The sequence below is a fragment of the Neorhizobium sp. BT27B genome (genome assembly GCF_050455485.1).
In the GTDB taxonomy this organism is placed as follows: Bacteria; Pseudomonadota; Alphaproteobacteria; order Rhizobiales; family Rhizobiaceae; genus Neorhizobium.
In genome coordinates this window covers 13025-34035 of the sequence record NZ_JBCIYT010000002.1, presented here as the reverse complement: position 1 = coordinate 34035, position 21011 = coordinate 13025, and the positions used below count along the sequence as shown (strand labels likewise).

The following is a 21011-nucleotide window of genomic DNA, read 5'->3' as shown; positions in this document are numbered from 1 at the left end:
TTGCAAAATCAGAAGCGCGAGATATAGCCCACCAGCATCGGCTTTTCATGCGCCGGTGCCAGCGCCAGGTTGATCTGGCCGGTAATGCTCTGCTTGCCGCAGGAGATCGAAAAGCCGGTATTCAGCGTCTTGCCGCGCTTGGCCTGCAGCGTTTCCATGGCGTCGTCGATATGGGTATCGACAGAGAACTTGAGGGTCTTCATCAGCTGCGCGAATTCGTCGATCACCAGCCGCTGCCGCAGCATGGAGAGAAACGCCTCGTTGAACAGATGGATGCGCTTGTCGCGCGTCAGCACGACGGTGGGCGAAGGCGAGGCCTGTACCAGCGCATTGAGATTGTCCATCGAGGAAATGTCTTCCACCGAGGCCAGACGTCCGAGCGCCCATTTCAGGCTCATCACCCGCAAGAGCGAGGTCAGGTTGCCGGGCTGCGGCAATTGCACGGCGGTATATTCGACGAGATCACCGGTGGTGACCTTGCCCGCCGCCGACATGCGGCTCAGGCCTTCCCAGTATATCTGCTCCAGCCGGATACCCCGCCGCTCGCCATTGCGGGCAACGACGGCGCGAAAGCGCGGCTCCACCTCGGCCTGATCGATGATCGGCAGCGCGTCGCCGGCTGGCGAAAGGGCCGGCTCCAGCGATGGCGTCAGGTTACCGGATTTCATGCACCCTCCCTCAGCGTTCGCTCAGCGCTTCGGAGCGCGCGCGGTTGATCGGCTTCATCAGGTAGCTCAGCACGGTCTTGCGGCCGGTCATGATCTCGGCCGACGCAATCATGCCCGGAATGATCGGATAGGATTTGCCGTTGCGCTCCAGCTCGGACCTGTCGGTCTTCACCTGCACGACGTAATAGGTCTCACCCTTTTCCTTCTCGACGATACTGTCGGCGGACACATTGGTGACCTCGCCGTCCAGCCCGCCAAAAATGGCAAAGTCGTAAGCGGTGATCTTGACGATCGCTTTCTGGCCGCGACGCACGAAGGCGACGTCGCGCGGCGAGATGCGTGCCTCGATCAAAAGCGTATCGGCCGTCGGCACGATGCCGGCCACGACCCGGCCGGGATCGACATAGGCGCCGAGCGTATTGACTTCGAGCGTGTTGACGATGCCATCGACGGGTGAACGGATGTCGGTGCGCTTGACGCGATCGGACGCACCGCGAATGGTCTCGTCGATCACCGATTGTTCGGCCAGCGCCTGCGCCTTTTCGGTCAGCGCCTGCTGACGCAGCGCCAGTGCAATTTCGCCCACCTGCAGCCGCGCTTCCTCGATGGCGCCACGCAACCGGTCCATGCTTTCGCGATAGACTTTCAGCTGGCCCTGCTGATCGGTCAGCTGGCTTTCCACCTGCAGAAGCTGGGTCTGCGCCACCAGCCCCTTTTTGGCGAGCGGTCCATAAAGATCATGCTGGCGGTTGGAAGCGGCAATGTTCTGCACCAGACGGTCGATATTGGCATCCGCCTCGCTCATCTCGTTCTGGCGCTGCTTCATGCGCTCCTGCAACACGCCGAGCTTGTTTTCATAAGCCGCCTTGTTGGCCGAAAACAGCCGCGTCTCGTTTTCGCAGACACTCTGCGCAACGGCCATCACCTCCGGCGGGCACTTGTAATCGTGGCTGTAATCGCCCCGTTCCTCAAGCTCGAGGCGCTTGATCTTGGCGCCCAGCGCCCGCGCCTTGGCAACCACTTCGCCCAGCGTCGATTCCGTCGTGGTATTGTTGAGCTGCACGATCAGGTCGCCCTTGCGCACGATCTGGCCCAGCTTGACGGCGATGTCCTGCACGACGCCGGCTTCCGACGACTGCACGATCTGCGTCTTCGAGACGGGAATGACCTTGCCTTCGCCGCGGGCGATCTCGTCGATCTCGGCCAATGCCGCCCAGGCCACGAAGGCGACGATGCAGCCGCCAACCAGCAGAACGAGGATGCGCGCGAAAAATGGCGGGTTGTCGTGCACCTGGTTGTTCACTGCGACGCCCCCTTGCGCTGCATCGCGGCGATCACCGAGGCCTTTGGCCCATCAGCGACGATACGGCCCTTGTCGACGACCACGAGGCGATCGACCAGATCCAGCATGCTGAACCGGTGTGTGGCGATGATCAGTGTCGTTTCGCGGCTGAAGGCGGTCGAAAGACGGTTCAGCAGATGCCGTTCGCTGGCCAGATCCATCGCGCCCGACGGTTCGTCGAGGAACACGATCTTTGGCTTCGTCAACAGCAGCCGGGCAATCGTCAGCGCCTGTTTCTGGCCGCTCGAAAGATTGCTGCCGCGCTCGCCCACCGGCATGTCGAAACCGCGCGGATGGTTGGCGACGAACTCCTCGACGCCGGTCATCTTCGCGACCTCGAGCAACTCGTCGTCCCTCGCGTCCGGCCGGCCGATCAGCAGGTTTTCCTTCACCGTGCCGGAAAACAGATCGGACGACTGGCCGGCAATGGCAACGGCCGAGCGCACTTCCGCCATGTGATACTGGCGGATATCGACACCATCGATCAGTACCCGGCCTTCGGACGGCAGATAGAGGCCGTCGAGCAGACGCCCGATCGTGGTCTTGCCCGAACCGATGCGGCCGATGATCCCCACCCGCTCACCCGGAGCAACCGTGATCGACAGCTTGTTGATGACGCCGTAATCCGAGCCCGGATAGGCAAACGACACGTCCTGGAAGGAAAAGCCGCCATGCTTGATCTGGCGGTTGACGAAACCGACGGTCGACGGCCGGTCCTCCGGCTGTTCCATCACCTTGTCGAGAATGCGCAGCGACATCATTGCCTGGCGGAAGCGGGCAAGCGCCATGGCGATCTGACCGAGCGGCGCACCGGCGCGGCTCGACAGCATCACGGTGGCGATGATCGCACCCATGGCCAGCCGCCCCTCGGAAAACTCGTAGGTGCCGGCGATGACGATCAGCACGGCAACCATCTGCTGCACGAAGGCCGTGTAGTTCACCGCATTCGAGGAGACCTGCTTGATATCCTCGCTGGTGCGGCTGGAAAGCTTCATCAGCTCCTGCCAGCGGCGCAGCATGCCGGATTCAGCGCGCAGGCTTTTCACCGTCTCGATTGTCGAAATCGTTTCGATCAGCAGCGCCTGGCGGCGCGAGGCCTCATTGGTGGCGGCCGCCATCTTCTGGCCGATCTTGGCCTGTGCATGCAGGCCGATCAGCACGGAGAGAATGAGCGCCACTGCCGGAATGACGACGAGCCAGCCGGCAATCAGATAGATGACGATCAGAAAAATGAACACGAAGGCCGTGTCGATCATCAGGCCGACCGTGTTCGACGTGAAGAACTCACGCACGAATTCGTATTGCGTCACCCGGTTGGCATATTCGCCGGTAGACAGCGGCCGCGATGCCATGGTCGAGTTCAGAACCTTGTCGAAGATCATCTGCGACAGCCGTAGGTCGGCATTGCGCCCCGCATGGTCGATCAATGCAGAACGGGCGGTTTTCAGAAGAAGATCGAAAGTATAGGCAAGCGTTATACCGACAGCCAGAACCCAGAGCGTCGGAAATGCCTTGTTGGGCAATACCCGGTCATAGACGTTCATAGTGAAAAGCGGCGATGCCAGCGCAATCACGTTGATGAAGAACGCCGCCATGATGACGCGCAGATAGGTGCGCCAGTAAGGAACCAGCGCCCGCACCAGCCAGTGCCGCTTTTCGATTTCGGCAGCCGTGCCGACAAGGCTGTCTTCCGACGCATTCTGGTAGAACAGCGTGAAGGCGAACCCGAACTTTGGCCGCAGCGCCGCGATGTCCTGAAAACTGAAGATCGTTTCCGGGCCGGCATTGGCGGCGACATCGGTCACATAATGACCGGCCTCGTTGATCTCCAAAAGCGGCAGAACGCCGCCACTTTCGAAAACGAGGATGGCGGGACAATCGAAATTGCCTTCGCGGCAATCGCGCTCACCATGGCGGATGACGTCGAGACCGATGCGATGCGCAAGGTGTTCGACATCATCGGCTTCCAGCGATTCCACGATCTCGTCGGGAATGCCGGAATAGAGCACGACATCCGAGGCCGGACGACCATAGAAGGTCGCCACGGAGCGGAACGCCGTCTTGAAGGTCTTCAACTCCATCGTATCTGATGTGTCGACCCTGACGTTGAGCATTTTTCTGGCCGATCGGCTTTAGCGGACCGGCGCCAGCAGATCCAACGGCATGCCAGCCTTCTGACGGGACTCGATTTTGGCATAACCGGGATCAACAGCGCCGCCGCCCGGGACAACGAACTCTTTCCGGGCATAGGCCTCAACCTGGGCTACAGGCTTGAGGCTCATGGCATTCAGCAGGCTGCCGGAGGCAGCCAGGATCTTGTATTCGGCAAACAGTGCCGCAAACCGCGCGGTTTCGGCCAGAATGCCGGTGTTGAAGCGGGTGTTCTGCGCATCGAGCACGTCGAGCAGCGAACGCTGGTTCACCTTGAACTGCTCACGATAGGACGACACGAGGCTGGCATTGGTGGACGACTGGCGGCCGAGAATGGCGGAGATTTCGCCACGGCTCTTGCGTTCGTTCCAGGCGGAACGCACCGACTCCTCGACTTCGCGATGGGCATAGGCCAGCGCATAACGCTGCTCGCTGGCGCGGCGGATCTGTTCCTGTTCGCGCGCCTTGTCGATACCGCCGCGATAGAGGTTCCAGCGTGCCACGACACGCACCGACAGGTCGTTGGTATTGCCGTCGTCGCCGTTGATATCGTCGCCGACCTGGGCAACGCCCTGCATGTCGACCTTCGGCAGATAATTGGCGCGGGCGCCACGAACGCCGGCATCGGCCGCATCCACATCCGCATTGGCGGCATGAACGCCCGGATTGTTCTGCTGGGCAACGAGGATCGCGTCGTTGACGGTCTTCGGAATATAGCGGGCCAGCGAAGCCGGCATCTTGACATTGGCGCCGATCGGCTCGCCGACCGTCTTGAGGAAACGGATCTTGGTCGCTTCCAGCTCTTCCTGGGCTTCGCGCAGGCGGGCTTTTGCCGCTTCCATGCGCTCGCGGCCCTGCAAGCGGTCGGCATCCGTCAGCGCGCCGCCGCGGATGCTTTCGGAAATATCACCGACCAGCGCCGTGTGAACGGAAACGTTCTGCTGCGCGATGCCGACGATCTTGGTCTGCAGGATGTATTCGAGATAATCCTGCGTGGCCTGCAAGGCCAGCGATTCCGAACGCTCCAATACGCGGAACGAGGCACCATCGACACGCGAGGCCTGCTGCTCCACCTGCGAGCGACGGCTGCCGCCATCGAACAGTGTCTGGGTGATTGTCAGGCTGGTATCGCTCGGAGAATAGACGTCGTGATCGCGCGTCAGCGTGCCGGACGAGCTATTGGAAAGACGGCGACGACCGACGCCCGCTTCAAGATCCACCGACGGCAGGTAGAGACCGCGTGCCTGACGAAGCTCGAATTCCACGGCCTCGCGGTTTTCCACGGCCTGCATGATCTGCGGGTTTGTCTTGAGAGTCTTTCCAACCGCTTCTTCGAGGCTCATGGCGAAGGACGGTGAAACGAATGCGGCCATCATTGCTGCACTTGCACCGAGAGATGCAATTATTCTTTTATGATTGCTCACCTGAAGTCCCCTACCCTGAATTCCCATTGTGAAAATTCTTATAGAGAGCGCGGATCGAATGGAAGTACTTACCCATAAGATTAGATGGCTTTAGAGAACTTGGTAAATTTCAGAAAATACAGGAAAGACCCAATAATGATAAATCTACAACTATGATTCAAAAGGATAATTGGCGAATTTTAACAACACAACAACTCAACTAAACTTTTTTTGGTAGAGAAAACCGCAGAGATTCATTCCGGATGTGGCAAGGCAACAACAACGCCAAATACATCACTTGATCACAATGAGAATCACTCGGATTCATTGCCGGCGAGCAAATAATGAAAATTAGCAATTAATAAAACAAACAGAAAGAGGCGCTCGTGGCGCCTCCTTCCTATTTTGCCAACGGATCAGCCCATCAATGATGGGAAACGTCGATCGTGTGCTTGTCATCGAACAGGATCTTGACGGCTTCCGTATGGTTCTGCAGCACGGCCACATCCTTCCAGCTGTCGTCCACATGCACGCTGACCGTCATGTCATTGCCGGCAATGGTGGTCTTGATGCTGGCAGCCACGCTCTCTGCCGTCACCGGCGTATCGCCCAGCATGCTGTCGAGCAGCTTGGAGACATCGAGCACATCGCCTTCACCAGCCTTGTAGTCGGTGACCACATCGGCCATGTCGAGCGACTGCAAAGCGGCCGGATCGAGCACGAACGTATCGGCACCCGCGCCGCCGGTGAACTGGGTGAAGCCGGGGCCTCCCACCAGAATATCATCACCGTCACCACCGATCGCCAAGTGATCCGGCTGTCCACCGAACAGCGTATCGAAGCCAACCTCGAGGAAATCGCCGTTGGAACCATCGGCCAGGGTAAAGTGCCCCTGCGAAAGCACCACCTGCCCGTCTTCGGTCGCCTCGGTCGAGGTCGTGTCGAGCGAAATGCTCTTGATCGAATGGTCGAGAAGACCGCTCAACTCGCCATCGTCGCTGACACCGTTATGGTTGGCATCGACCCAGATGGAGAGTTTCGAGAAGGCATCGTCCTCGGCATCGATCTTGCCATCACCATTGCTGTCGAGCGTGGCAAGGGCAGCGATACCGCTGGCATGACCACCACCATTGAAGCTCGGCGTGAAAACTTCCGAACCGTTATCGATTTTGCCATTGCCGTCGAGGTCGTAGGCAAGGATGCCGTCTGCCGAAGTCCAGGCAACCTGATCCTTGTGACCATCGGCATTGATGTCGAACGAGACACCGGTGTCGAGTGAGGAGAAGGCAAAACCGTTATGGTCTAGGTCGAGGATGATGGGGTCGACACCCGACACCCAGCTGCCGCTACCGATGTTGTGGTCCGCATTGCCATAGTAAACGTTGACGGCGGCTACACCGGCGGCTCCGACGAGACGATAGGCCTCGACATAACTATTGCCGCCGCCATTGGTGTCGAGCTTGACCACGAGGTCGCCGTTCTCGACAACGACCCGCACAGAACCGTTCAATGGAGCATTGGCAGCAAGCAGTGCCGAAACATCCAGACGTTCACCGCTCTGGTAATCGGTGATCCGGTCCGCATTGGCTTCCGAAGGTGCCACGCCGGACTGCCAGCGGAAGGTGTCCAGTCCACCCCCACCCGACAGAATGTCCTTGCCGGCACCGCCGATCAGGATATCGGCAGCGGAACTGCCCAGAAGAATGTCGTCGCCGGCATAACCGTTGAGAGTAATACCGCCATCCGAAGCGATCGCGATGGTCTGCACCGTCATCGTCTGGTTGGAAGGCGCGGTTGCGGCAGTAACGCTGGAAGACGCAGTCTCATACGTCTGCTGTCCAAGATAGGCCCGCCCGCTCGCACTGGTAAGCGTTGGCCCCGAGATGGTGAAGGTGTTGCTATTGCTGTTGTAACTCACGTCATATGCCGTGATGCCCGCAGCGAGGTTTGTAGCCGCCCTGTCGAAGGTGTTGTTGGTGTTGCCATTACCCTGGATGACGTAGGCTGTTCCATTGAGGGTAAGAGACAGCGTTGTGTTCGATGCCCAATACACGTTTCCGCTGAAATCGACCGTAGCCGTGCCTTCGGTGCCGACATCGTTCGAGTTATCGACCGAGGCAGCCACCACAAACGCATTGGCGGCACCGTCATTACCGGAAAGCGTCACGGTATTTCCGGTCAGATCGGCCGGCCACGAAACGCCCTTCGCCGTCAGGCTGTTCGCAAGAGAAACACTCTGGAACGTCTTCGATTTCAGCGCATCGTAAACCGCTTCAGGAGACGTTCCGCCATTCACGACCGTATGCGAATACGTCTTTCCATCAACCGTGATCGATACGACATCGCCGATATCGTATTTGCTGGCGAAAGTGATGGTCGTTTCTTGACCTGTCGGCTTCGCGACCGCGACCAGAATATTATTCTGGGCATTGCCATCGAGATCGCCGCTCGTATCCTGCGTCACCGAGACATTCGCAGCAGCAGAAGATAGCTGACCGTCGAAGGCACGATACGTGAAGCTGCCGCCGGCATTGCCGGTATCGGTCACTGTCACATTGCCGGAAGACAACTGCGCGCTGACACCGCTGGTCGTGGAGATGGAACCGACACTGAGCGATGAACTATCGACATCCGTATCGTTGTTGAGCAGAGACCAGCCGGCCACAGTGAACGCATTACCGACACCGGCATTTGTAAAGATGGCGTCACTGGCGGCCACCGGCGCTTCGTTGACATTTGTCACGGCGATCGTGAACGTCTGCGATGCGGTCAGATTGCCGTCGGATGCGCGCACCGTGATCTGGTGAGACGTGGCACTTTCGTAATCCAGCCTCGAGCCGTCCGCCACGGTCACGACACCGGTCGTGGCATTGATGGCAAAGCGGCCGCCCGCGCTGTCCGTCAGGCTGTAGGTAACTGCGCCACCGCTGACATCCATCGAACTTGCGGTAATACCCACCAGGGTACCATTCTGCGCGTTTTCCTCGACGCTGTTCGCGCTACCATTGCCATCCACCGGCAGCGTCGGCGCGACATTGGTCACCGCGATTGTAAATGTCTGCGTCGTGAAGGCGCCACTGGTATCCGCCGCCTTCACCGTGATCTGGTGCGATTGCGCGCTCTCATAGTTCAGGCTGGCACCGTTTGCCACTGTCACCACGCCGGTCGCGGCATTGATCGCGAAGCGACCACCGGCAGTGTCCGTCAGCGAATAGGTGAGAACATCGCCATCGACGTCGGTGCCGCGGGCGCTGATACCGACGACAGTGCCGTTCGCGGCACCTTCGGCAACGGTGTTTGCAGCAGCATTCGTGTCGCTGATCGCCGTCGGCGCGTCATTGACCCCATTCAACGTCACCACGACATTCTGTGTCGTGATGCCGCCATGACCGTCGTTGACGGTCACGACATAGGTCTGCTGCAACGCTTGTCCCCCGGCCAGGAACTGAAGATCGGCATTGCTGGCGACGAAGTTCCACGACACAGAGCCGCTGCCATTGGCCTCGTTGACCGATCCCAGCGTGAATGCGCCGACATAACCGATCCCACCGCCGAGCGCGGCAAAGCTGACGGTGTGGCTGTCGGTTGCTTCGACATCCGCGAAGGACACGACACCATTGGCCGTCTGGTTCTGCGGAACGACCGACCCGGTGCCGGCGACGCTGATGTCGTCAACATAGAAAAAGCTCGGTGCATTCTGGAAGTTGAACTGCAGCACAGTCGATGCTGCGGTCGCGGTGAATTGATAGCTGAATTGCGTGTACTCGAAACCCTGAGCATCGACAGAATGCGCAAGCTCGACGCCGCCGACCTTCAGAGCAAACTCGTTGTCATTACCGCTCAGTTTCATCCAGAAGGACAGGCTGTAGCTCATCCCTGCAATTGTCTGAATCGTCTGACTCATGCTCGGGAAACCCGAAGTTGGGCCCGTTTCGAGCGCCCAGTTTCCGCTGTGAACGGACGACTGATTGCCGGTGGTGCCTGTCCAATTTGCGGCCCCCCACGTCCATCCCGCCAAAGTGCCGGTCTCGAAGCCGCCATTGACGACCAGTTCACCGGTCGAGAAGGCGATAGACGCATCTTCCGTGACGCCGCCATTGGTGGCCGTGACGACGGGCGCATCGTTGATCGGCGTAACATTGATCGTGAAGTCGCGCCCGACGGTCACCAGACCATCGGAAACGTCCAGTCGTGCATCGAGCGGGCCGTTGACGTTCAATCCCGGCTGGAAGCTGAAGCCACCCTGCGGGATAGAGCCACCGGTGAATTGGGACACCAACTGGTTGCCGACATAGACCTTGAACACAAGATCTGCCTTCGGCGTATCGAAATCCGATACCGACCCGTCGATGTAACCCTGGATCACATCACGGCTGACAACCCACGGCGTATCTTCATCGATGACGAATGTCGCGATTTCTCCCAGCACCGGCGCATCGTTGGTGCCGGTGATATTGATGACAACAGCAGTCTCAGTTCCATCAGCCGACTTTACCGTAAACGTTTCGCTATAGGTTTTTTCAGCTTTGAACTCGTTGTGCGCAGACGCAGCGGAATAGGTCCAGACACCATTCTCGGTGATGGAGAATTTGCCGTACTGACCGGCAACATCGGTCTGCACGACAAATTTTGCGACGCTGTCGACATCGCTGACAGTCAGCTGACCGCTGGTGCTGATGGCCGCAGCGGTATTGCCTTCGGTCAGGGAAACCGTCGCCGATGACAGCACGGCCGCATCATTGGTTCCGGTGACATTGATGGTCAGGGATGCCGTCGATGTCGCGCCATGGAAATCCTTGATCGTGTAGGAAAACACGTCCTTGCCAATGACACCCTGCGCCAGTGCCTGCGTGTCGGCGTCGGCATTGTTCAGTTCGTAGCGATAATCACCATTCGCCCGCACGATGAGCGTGCCGTAGATGCCAGCGATGGCTATCGCACGAACGCCGGAAAAATCCTTGTCGCCGACACTGACCAGTGTCCTGGTATCGACGCTCGTGCCGTTCAGGTTGGTATTGCCGTCCGTATCGTCACCGGTCAGCGAACCGCTGGCTGTCGCGGTACCGGGAGTGGCATTGTTGACGCCACCCGCTTCGACCACCGAACCGGTATTATCCACGGCGATAGGCGCCACATTCACCAGCTTGTCGACAGCAACCGTATAAACGGCCGCCGTGCCATTGCCGGTGAAAGCGAATTGTTCGACGCTCTCGGACGTCGCGATAACCGTGCCGCCCTTCGATACGCTGTAGACGCCATCCGCGAGCGTGAAGACGTAATCGGTCCACAGGCCCGACAGCTTTATCGTATCGCTGCCGCCATTGCCGGCGATTTCCACCTTGGTGCCCACCAGGCCCGTCAGGTCGATCACATCGTCGCCGGAGCCACCGTTGATGACGACGGTCGTCGGCATGATCGCCGTCCCCGTCAGGTCACCGACACTGACCGTATCGCCGGCAGTGCCAAGGTTGAACACCACCCGCTCGATCTCGTCGGCGCGTACAGAGCCGCCGTCATAGCTTACCAGAATGTCGGCCTTGTTTTCCGATGCGGGCGCGATCTCGCTACCGCCCGACACCTTGCCGAGAGTGAACTCGGTTCTCGAGGCTCCGCCATTGATCGTCAGCACATCATAATCAGGATTGCTGGTACCGGTCTCGCTGCCGCCATCGACGATATCGTTGCCGTCACCGACAGTGTGGATGAACGTGTCGTTGCCGTCTTCGCCATAAAGCGTGTCGTTGCCGCCATTGCCCTCGATATAATCGTTGCCGCCACCACCGAAGATGGTGTCGTCGCCGGCATCCCGATCCGGATCGCCGTCATCCTCGCCGTACAGCCAGTCGCCGTCATTGCCACCAAAAATCAGGTCGCTGCCGCCGCCGCCCTTGGCGGTGCCACCGCCATTGCCGAGGATGAGAATGTCGTCGCCGGCACCACCGCCCAGCCAGTCGCCCACATTGTCGTCACCACCGATCAGGAGGTCGTTGCCGGCCCCGCCGATCAACGTGTCGGATCCGGCTCCGCCGATCAGGATATTGGCGCCATCATCGCCGACCAGAATGTCGTTGCCGGCGCCGCCGGTCAGGTTTTCGATGCCGTTCAACGTGTCTGTGCCGACAGCCGTTCCGCCGTTCGCACGATCGGTCGCCGTTCCGGGCGCAATCGATGCCGGCCAGTCGGGATTGGTGTTGCCGATATTGGCAAAGACACCGGTCGTCACATCGGAATAGTCGGCAGTGTCACCGCCCTTGGCAGAGGCGATGATCGACGCAGCCGCATTGGAGGCAACAGTCCGGTTGAAGCTGACAGCCGAATTTGTACCGCCAACCAGTGTGTCGTTGCCACGGCCACCACGCAGCGTGTCATCGCCGTTGCCGCCATCGAGACGATCGTCTCCAAGACCGCCGATCAGCGTGTCGTTGCCGTCTTCGCCGTAAAGCGTGTCGTTGCCGGCGCCACCCTCGATCCAGTCACCGCCTTCGCCGCCCTTGATGACATTGTCGCCATCGCTGCCGTTGATGATGTCGGCAAATTTGGAGCCGGTCACGTTCTCGACGCTGTAAAGCTTGTCGTTATCGACCGTGTCGGCAGCAACAGCCGCTGATACGGATGCATAACCGGCATTCGCTGCCGTGCGCGACGTTGCCCAACCCGAACCGAGCTGTACGTATATCCCTTCGGCATTGCCGGAATAATCGACGGTATCGGTTCCATTGCCGCCGTAGATCTTGTTCTTGCCCGCGCCGCCAACCAGCGTGTCGTCACCATCATCGCCGTAAAGCAGATCGTCGCCGGCGCCACCGTCGATATAATCGTCGTCGCCACCGCCATAAATCGTGTCATTGCCGGCATTGCCGTAGAGCTTGTCCTTGCCCCAGTCGCCGTTGATGCGGTCATTGCCATCGCCACCATAAATGGTGTCCGCGCCGTTGCCGCCGCTGATGAAATCATCGCCGCCGAGGCCGGAGATCAAGTCATCGCCGTCTTCGCCATAAAGGTCGTCGCCCTTGTCGGAACCACCGATGACATCCTTGCCAGCACCGCCCTGAATGGTGATCTTGCCACCATCAGCCACCGTGTTGGCGGCCAGAAGAATGACGTCATCGCCATTCGTTCCGACGATTTTCTCGACGCCGGAAATATAGTCGGGAGCCGAGCGATAGTCGGCCACGAAACCGGCCTTGTCACCGCGTTGCAATTCGATCGTATCATTGCCGGAACCGCCGATCACCTTGTCCGACGTGCCGGCCAGACCCTCGATGCTGACTTCTTGCAGCACGCCGTTGATCTCGATGAAACGTTTGCCCGAACCGGTAACGTCGGCACGCAGGATGAACGTATCATCACCCGCGCCGCCATCGAGAACATCGGCACCGAGGCCGCCGTCGAGATAGTCGTTACCGGCATTGCCAGTCAGCGTATTGGCCTCGCTGCCGCCAATCAGGATATCATTGCCCGAACCGCCCTTGGCATCATTGACGCCCACCATGCCATCGATACCGACGACCTTTGCCGTGACCGATGCCAGATCCGTCGCCGTATCACCGGCAACGGCCTTCCCGTCGAACACGACCTGAGATGAAGACAGGTTGACGATGACGCCGGTGGTCAGCTTCGAATAATCGATCGAACCGATCTCGCCCGCAGCATCGACCTTGACGGTGAAGTTTGCCGTCGCCCTGTCACCATCGGCGTCCGTGGCGACCGCCTGGAAGGTCAGCGCCAGATATTGCTCGCCATTGGTCGGCGAAACATGATCGAGCGGCTGAAGCAGGTTGAACGTATAGGCACCGGTCGCGACATTGACTGCGACGGTGAAGACCACCACGCTGTTCGTGTCATATGTCTGCGTTCCCGTGAAGCCGGTCAGCACCCCGTTGACCATCGCCAGACGGATCTCGGCGCCGTTGGAGGTGATCTTGTCGAGAACGGTGCCGGCCTGCGTCTTGGCATTGATCATGCCGCCGACGGTCAGCGTCTTCAGCGAACCGATATCGCTCTTCCAGTCGATACCGAGGCTTTCGGTTTTCGTCTTGTCACCATCCTCGAACACGGTGGAATTCACCGGTGCCAGAGACGACGCCGTGTCGGTCACGGTGATGTTGAGCTTGCCGGACAGCGCGACGGTGTCGCCGTCGCCATCGGAAACGGTCACCGCAGTGGAAAGGTCCAGCGTCAGTGTGGTCCCGCCAACCGAAGAGAAAGGTGGCTTGTTTTCGATCTTGACGGCGGGGGTATTCGCGACACCCTGGAGATCGAATTCCATACCATTGGCGACCTTGCCGACATTGATATAAACGGATTTGTCGCTGGCGATCGACAGATCGTATTCGCTGCCGCCATTTGTATTGTAAAGCGTCCAGTTGACGGCGTTGCGTCCGTCATTGGTGACCCGAATGATCACGTCGCCATCGTCCGTGCGGCCGATATAGGTGAGACGCGGTCCGGAGACCTCGTTGACAGTGACCCTTTCACCCGCATCGTTGATCGAATTGGCAGCAATCGGCTGGCGGTCAATGGTGTAAGTCTTATTGTGGTCGATCGGGCCCTGCTGCTCGAACGTGTAAGCGCCAGTCGTGGCATCGACCTTGAAGGTGAAGATCGCCGCCGCACCAGCCTTAGCATAAAGCGTATCGCCGACGACGCTGTAGGTGATGGCGACGCCGTTCGATGTCAGCGAGGTCAGCGACGAGGACAACCTGTCCATCTCGACAGTATATGTGCCGGGGCCGTCGGCACCGAACTTCACCAGGTTTGCCAGGTTGCCCACCGCCGTCGGGAAGGCGGCATCGGCATCGCTGAGACCAGCCTCGTTCATTGACTGGCTAATGCTCTGGCCGGATGCTACCGGGACGTCATCGATGATGCGAACGTTGAACTGGCCGGTAACGGTATCGCCGTCGCCGTCCGTCGCCGTGAATTTGACGCCGATATTCAGCGTGTTTTCGCCATTGTCGCCCGGACCGTGGAACGTGTTTTCCAGCAGCGTGAACGTATACCGGCCGTCAGCAGCAACGGTGATCTTCCACGCGCCGCCTTCATCCGTGAGCGTGCTGTCAGCTTTGCTCCAGATCGCATTGGCGGCTTCCAGCTTATATGTGCCACCATCTGCACCAAAGGAGACATTAAGATCGCCGGAGGTGCTAAGGTTTTCCGGCCGCGTGTCATTACCATTTGGCCGCAGGTCGTCTTCGTCCAGCGTCAGGTTGGTCGTCGGCCTTTCAGCCTGGATCGGGCTGTCATCGATGACGTTGACGGCAAAATTGCCGGTGACCTTGTCGCCATCACCGTCACGGGCCGTGTAGGTGAAAGTGAAACTCAATACGTCCTCGTTGGACGCACCAGAATCCTTGACCGGGTGGTCGAGCACGCCTTTCAGCTCGAACGCATAGGAACCCTTGTCCAGATCCGACAGCGTCACGATGAAGATCGTCTTGCCTCCGGCCGTCGCCGTCAGCTTGGTGCCGTTATCGGTCAGCGTATAAGTCAGGCTCTGGCCGCCGGATGTCAGGTCCTTGAGCGCGATGACGTTATCACCGCTTTTAACTGTCAGGAACTGGGCGACGTCCGCGGCCGCGACCGGCGTGATTGCGGCAGCGCTCGAACGCAGCGGTGTTGCAATGTCTCTGGTGAACTCGAACACGATCGAACGGTCACCGGCAACCTGCGTGCCGTTATACCCGCCGTTTCTGTTCTTGTTGCCGTCGTCGCTACCCCATTTGATGTTCAGCGATGCGCCGGCCTCGTCGGTAATCGGGCGGAAGCCGTTGGCAACCACGCCGTCCCATTCGACACCGACAGGGCTGAGGTCCTCGTTACCGCCACGAAGTGCCTCTTCCTCGACATAGCGATCGCCGGCATTGCCGGCGATCGGCACGTCGTCCATGACGCTGACGGTGAACGTATTGGCCGCCGTATCGCCGTCGGAATCCGTCGCCGTATAGCCGAAGGTCAATGTCAGCACGTTCTCGCCGCCACCGACGGCATGATCGAGCGGCTGAACCAGCGTGAAGGAATAGGATCCCACACCATCGTCCGACAGGGTCACACGGAAGACGATATTGTTAGCCGATGGCCTGTTGCCGGTATGGCCGATCAACTCGCCATTGACGAGCGTTGTCGTCACGGCCAGACCATGCGAGGTCAGTGCCGTACCGGTCGCATTCCAGACCTGCACATCCTTGGTCGTGAAGGTGACCGAACGATTGCCTGGGCCGGAAGTGATCGTTTCGACATCCGCCCGATCCGCACCCCATTCGATATTGAGCAGGACATTCTCGACCTTGGCGGAAAGGTTGGGTTCAGCTTCGTTATTGCCGCGGTTGACCGCCTCATCCTCAACGATCGAGGACGTGCCGGTGTATGCAACCGGGCTGTCGTCGATGACTTTGACAGTAAAATCGTTGACGGCGATATCGCCGTCGCCATCACGGGCCGTGAACTTGAAGGTGAAGGACAGGACATCCTCATTGGCCGCACCCGATCCCTTGATGGGATGGTCGAGAACGCCATCGAGGTCAAAGCTGTAGGAGCCGCTACCGGTATCCGAGAGCTTGACCGTGAACACGACATCACCGTTCGCAGTGCCTGCACGGGCTGTCAGCGTCGTGCCGTTATCCGACAGCGTGAACACCAGTGCCTTACCGGCCGAGGTCAGCGTCGAAAGATCGAGCGTGTTGTTGCCGCTCTTGACCGTCAGGAATTGGCCCGCAGCCTGCGCCGTGATGATCGTTGCCGCAACGCTGTTCGAGGTAGCGAACACGACCGACCGGTCGCCGGCCACCTGCGTGCCGGTGAAACCGCCGTCGACGCTGGCATTGCCATCATCACCGCCCCAGGCGATGTTGAGCGGACCACCTGCCTTGTCGGTGGTCAGGTTCCGGTGCCCGACGAAAGGATAGTTCCCGTCAGCATCGGGCGCGATCACGCCCGGCACGTCATCCTCGTTGCCGCCGAAAAGTTCTTCTTCCTCGACATAACGGTCGAGGATCGTGCCGATCGCGATCGGCGTATCATCGATAACACGGACATCGAAGCTGGCTGCGTCCGTCACATCACCATCGCTATCGGTTGCCGTGAACCCGAAGCTCAGCACAAGGCTATCTTCACCCTGCACGGAACCCTGATGATCAAGCGTGTTGAACAGCGTGAATGTGTAAGAACCGTCGCCGCGATCGGACAGCGTGACCGAGAATACGATATTCGCGGAATTTGCATTGGATGGCGGCGCAGTCGGCGCGACCGTTCCGGTATAATAGGCAACCAGAGTCGGCTGGCCGCCGACGGTGATGGTCGTGTAGCTTATCGCCTTGCCGTCCGATGTCAGGTTCTGCGCCTTCAGAGCCTCGATACCGGCCGTTGTGAACGCAACCGAACGATCGCCCGGCTGCCCGTCCGTGTCATTGGCACTGTCGGCACCCCAGTAGATCGCCAGCGTGCCGGTCGCAACATGGGTCGTCGCGTCATCGCGACGGGTGTCCTGATCCCCCTCGCCATCACGGTCCTCATTACCGATTCCGGCAACCTGCTGCTGCTCTTCTTCGACCGTGCCATCAGCGTAAGGCGTACCGATCGTCGCGACATCATCGGCGACGGAAACGATGAACTGGCCGGTAATGGCGTCGCCATCCGAATCCGTGGCCTTGTAATCGAAAGTCAGGGACAAGGAATCCGCACCATTGCCCTTGTCATGGTCGAGCGGCTGAAACAGTTCGAACTTGTAGGAACCGGTGTCGTCGTCTGAGAGCGTCACCGTAAAGACGATCGCCTCCTGAGGTGTTCCCTTGCCAACATAGGCGGTCAGAGTGGCACCGGAGAAAGAGGTCGTGACCTCTCTGCCGAGCGAGGTCAAAGCCGCACCGTGATAGGCACCGGCAACAGTCACTCCCGCACCGTCGAACACGACGGAGCGGTTGCCCGGACCCGACGTGATGTCTTCGTTATCGGCGGCATCCGAACCCCAGCGAATGTTCAACTCGCCTTCCGCGATGGCTGCCGACTCTGGTCCGCCATCCAGCCCATCATCGCTGGCGGAGCCCGGAACTTCCTCGCCGCGAACAGGCGCATCGTCGTTGACATTTACAGAGAAGCGTCCATCGGCACTGTCACCATCGGAATCCGTTGCCCGGAAATCGAAGCTCAGTTCGATATCATCCTCGGAACCGGCTGTGGCATGATCGATCGCCTTGAGCAGGGTGAACGTGTATTCGCCCGTTTTAACCGTATCGTCGAGCGTTACCGTAAAGACCCAGCTTTTCTCTTCCAGCGGATCGGCACCGGTAAAGCCCACCAGTGTCGGCACGCCCTCGATTTCAGTCGCGTAATAGAAAACCGCCTGCCCTGCGGCGGTCAGCGGAGCCGTACCGACCATAACGCTTCTGTAAACCGGTTCGCCTTCCTCGCCGTTGGTCTGGGCACCATAACCGATGAAGGACAACGAGCGCTGTGCGTCACCGGTGTTGTTATCGTCCGCGCCCCAGGAAACGCCGAGCGAACCGATAACGGAACCGGCGCCGGTGATACGGCCACCAGCACCTTCGTTCGGCTCGTAAGTATCGCCGGCATTGCCTTTGAGACCCGGAACATCTTCCTCGTCAATATCCGTCGTCTCCGGCGTACCGATGACCGGGACGTCGTCCACCACCGTCACAGTGAAGGAGGAACCGCCGACATCCCCATCGGAATCGCGGGCGGTGAAGTCGAAACGGATGCCGAAGGAATCGTCACCCAGACGCGGTGTGTGGTCGAGATTGCCCTGCAGTTCGAACGTGAAGGAACCGTTCTCGCCTTCATCGGAAAGCCTGACGGTGAACACGGCTTCGCCCGTGGCGCTGCCCTTGTGAGCGGTCAGCACCGCACCATTGTCGGAAAGCACGTAGACAAGGTCGATACCGTCGGACGTCAGACCCTGATCATAGAGGCCATCGAGATCGTCGTCCGTGAAACCGACGCCACGATCATTCGTACCGTCTTCGCTCAGGCCGGCATTGCCCTGCGCATTGCCGTCGTCGGCGCCCCAGTGAATGCCGAGGCTGCCACCGGTGGTCGTATTTTCCGAGGATACGGCCAGAAGCCGCAACGGAATGATATCGTCATCGCTCGGACCGCCCTCTTCAGGGTTTTCGTTCGTCGGTTCGCCCTCATCGACATCGCCCGTAAGCTTGTCTTCCGAGATCGTCACGCCTTCCTGTGGATCGAAAAATGTCAGCGTGTCGTCCGCAACACGCACGGTAAAGCTGCTGGAGGCGCTGTCACCGTCCGAATCCGTCGCGGTATAACCAAATGTCAGGCTCAGCGAGGCTTCGCCGGTCGCGCCGTTACCGGCCGCATGATCGAGCGGCTTGACCAGTGTGAAGGAATAGCTGCCATTGCCGGCATCCGACAGCGTCGCATAAAAGACGACGTTACCGGCATCGATCGACGATGGCGCAGCACCGGTATACCCAACCAGTGTACCGTTGGTGAGCACGATCGTGCTGACAGCAGCGCCAAGCGATGTGAGGCCGGCGCCATAGGCACCCACAGCCGTCATTGTCGCATCGGTAAAGGCAACAGAGCGGTCATTGCTGCCGCCGATATTGGCATTGTCCGAACCCCAGCTGATGTTCAGCGAGTCGCCGGATGTGGCCGAAAGATTGTCGTCCGTCTCGTTATTGCCGTCTTCCGTTTCAGGATCTCCATCGACGACAGCTTCGTCCTCGACAGTCGCTTCCGCACCGACATTGGCGATCGGTGCATCATCGACGATGCCGACCGTGAAGCTGTTACCAGCGCTATCGCCGTCGGAATCTGTCGCGGTGTAATTGAAGGTCAGCGTCAACGTGTTCTGGCCATTACCGGCAGCATGGTCGAGCGGCTTGACCACCGTGAAGGAATAGGAACCGCTGGCGGCATCGGACAGCGTGGCGTGGAAAACCACGCTGGCGTCTGTTACGGCGCCGGGAACAGTGGTGCCGGTATAGCCGATCAAGGTGCCGTTGACGACCGCAGTGCTGACGGTTGCGCCGAGCGATGTCAGCCCCGCGCCATAGGCGTTGGATGCGCTGACATTCGCATTTGTGAAGGTGACCGTCCGGTCGTTGGTGCCACCGGCATTGGCGGAATCCGCGCCCCAGTCGATGTTCAGCGAGATGCCGGTCACGGATGCCGTCGAGGTGACGCTGTCGACATTGCCGCCGGACAGTGCTTCGTCGTGCACGACGGAAGCATTGCCGGTGATGGCGGTCGGGCCGTCATCGGCGATGTTTATGGTGAAGGAGCCTTCAACCGCCGGGCCGTCCTTGTCCTGAACCGAATAGGTGAACGGCAGGCTGAGCACGTCTGCGGCGCCGATATTGCCGATGCCCGAATGATCGAGCGGCTGCATCAATGTGAAGGTGAATGCACCGGTCTTGACGTCCGTCACGACCAGCGTGAACACGGTCACGCCATTTTCCGCCGTGCCGGTCAGTGTCACCACCGGTTCAGCCGATGTGCCGCCGGTGACCAGCGTTGTGCTGACCAGCAGGCCGCCGGACCGCAGGACATAGGGCAAGGCCGATGCACTGTCTGCAAGTGCGACCGAGACGACGATACCGAACTGGTTACCCTGAGTGAAATTCAGCTGGCCTTGGAGAATGACGGTTTCGAATGCGCCGTCGGCCGTCGTTGCTTCGGCGGCACCCAGCTGGAACGTCGTGCCTGATGTTGTCGGCTGATCCTCGCCGGTCTCGTTCTCGTTGGCCAGAGCAGCGTCATCAAAGGATGTGTCGCCGAGAAGATCGGCAAGCTGGATAGGACCATTCTGGCTTGCGTTGATCGAATCCTCGAAATTGCCGCCCGAGCTGCCCGGCGCCGAACTTGCGGAATAGGATCCGTCGGGACCGGCCGCCACGTTGATGCCGTTGCCTTCCAGCGCCGCAATGAAGGTCTGCTGCGGCAGCTCGACATCGCCCAGAAGAATGGTCGGCACCTTTGTCGCGCCATTGACGATGACGATCTCGGTGCCATCCGCCTGGACGAGAACGAGATTTGCACCCTCGATGCGGATGTCGTCGATGGAAACAGTTGCTGCCAGCCGCACGATATTGGCGGCATCCGGGGTAACCTGCGTGACGGGAGGCGTGACACCCGTCGGCTGCGTCGCCGGCGCCGCGGGCACTGTCGGAAGGCGCTCACCCGTCGGGGTCGCCTGTGCAAGCTCCACTCCGGGGCCCGCCTCGCTTCCATCGTTTTGCGACAGCGCAATCTCCTCGGCGAGGTCGGAACGGAAGTGGTCGGCAGCAGTCTCTTCGGTTGCGGCAGATACGCGCAGATCTTCGATGGACATGGATGAACCCCCAGAATGAATTTGGGACAAGGAGCGCCAATGCCGTCAGAAACGCAATATTTCGTTAACCTTTGGGATATACTCGGTTATGCGGGTGCATCTGTTTATTTAAAGACAGTTAATTTCGCCGGGAAAAA

5 protein-coding genes are annotated in these 21011 nt (G+C 59.6%); all 5 read right to left on the bottom strand.

Annotation, left to right across the window (positions count from 1 at the left end):
- Nucleotides 1-8: 8 nt before the first annotated feature.
- Nucleotides 9-668, bottom strand: coding sequence for a ribbon-helix-helix domain-containing protein (locus AAIH70_RS05660; RefSeq protein WP_132271232.1), 660 nt, complete (start codon nucleotides 666-668; stop codon nucleotides 9-11).
- Nucleotides 669-678: 10 nt separating this feature from the next.
- Nucleotides 679-1971, bottom strand: coding sequence for an HlyD family type I secretion periplasmic adaptor subunit (locus AAIH70_RS05655; RefSeq protein WP_132271231.1), 1293 nt, complete (start codon nucleotides 1969-1971; stop codon nucleotides 679-681).
- Nucleotides 1968-4124, bottom strand: a complete 2157-nt coding sequence (locus AAIH70_RS05650) for a type I secretion system permease/ATPase (RefSeq protein ID WP_132271230.1) — start codon at nucleotides 4122-4124, stop codon at nucleotides 1968-1970. Before AAIH70_RS05650 ends, AAIH70_RS05655 begins: the two co-directional genes overlap by 4 nt.
- Before the next feature lie 18 nt (nucleotides 4125-4142).
- Complete coding sequence (locus tag AAIH70_RS05645; protein ID WP_430033813.1) at nucleotides 4143-5504, bottom strand: TolC family outer membrane protein; 1362 nt, start codon at nucleotides 5502-5504, stop codon at nucleotides 4143-4145.
- Between the two features lie 484 nt (nucleotides 5505-5988).
- Nucleotides 5989-20874, bottom strand: a complete 14886-nt coding sequence (locus tag AAIH70_RS05640; RefSeq protein WP_132271229.1) for a DUF5801 repeats-in-toxin domain-containing protein — start codon at nucleotides 20872-20874, stop codon at nucleotides 5989-5991.
- Nucleotides 20875-21011: the final 137 nt, after the last annotated feature.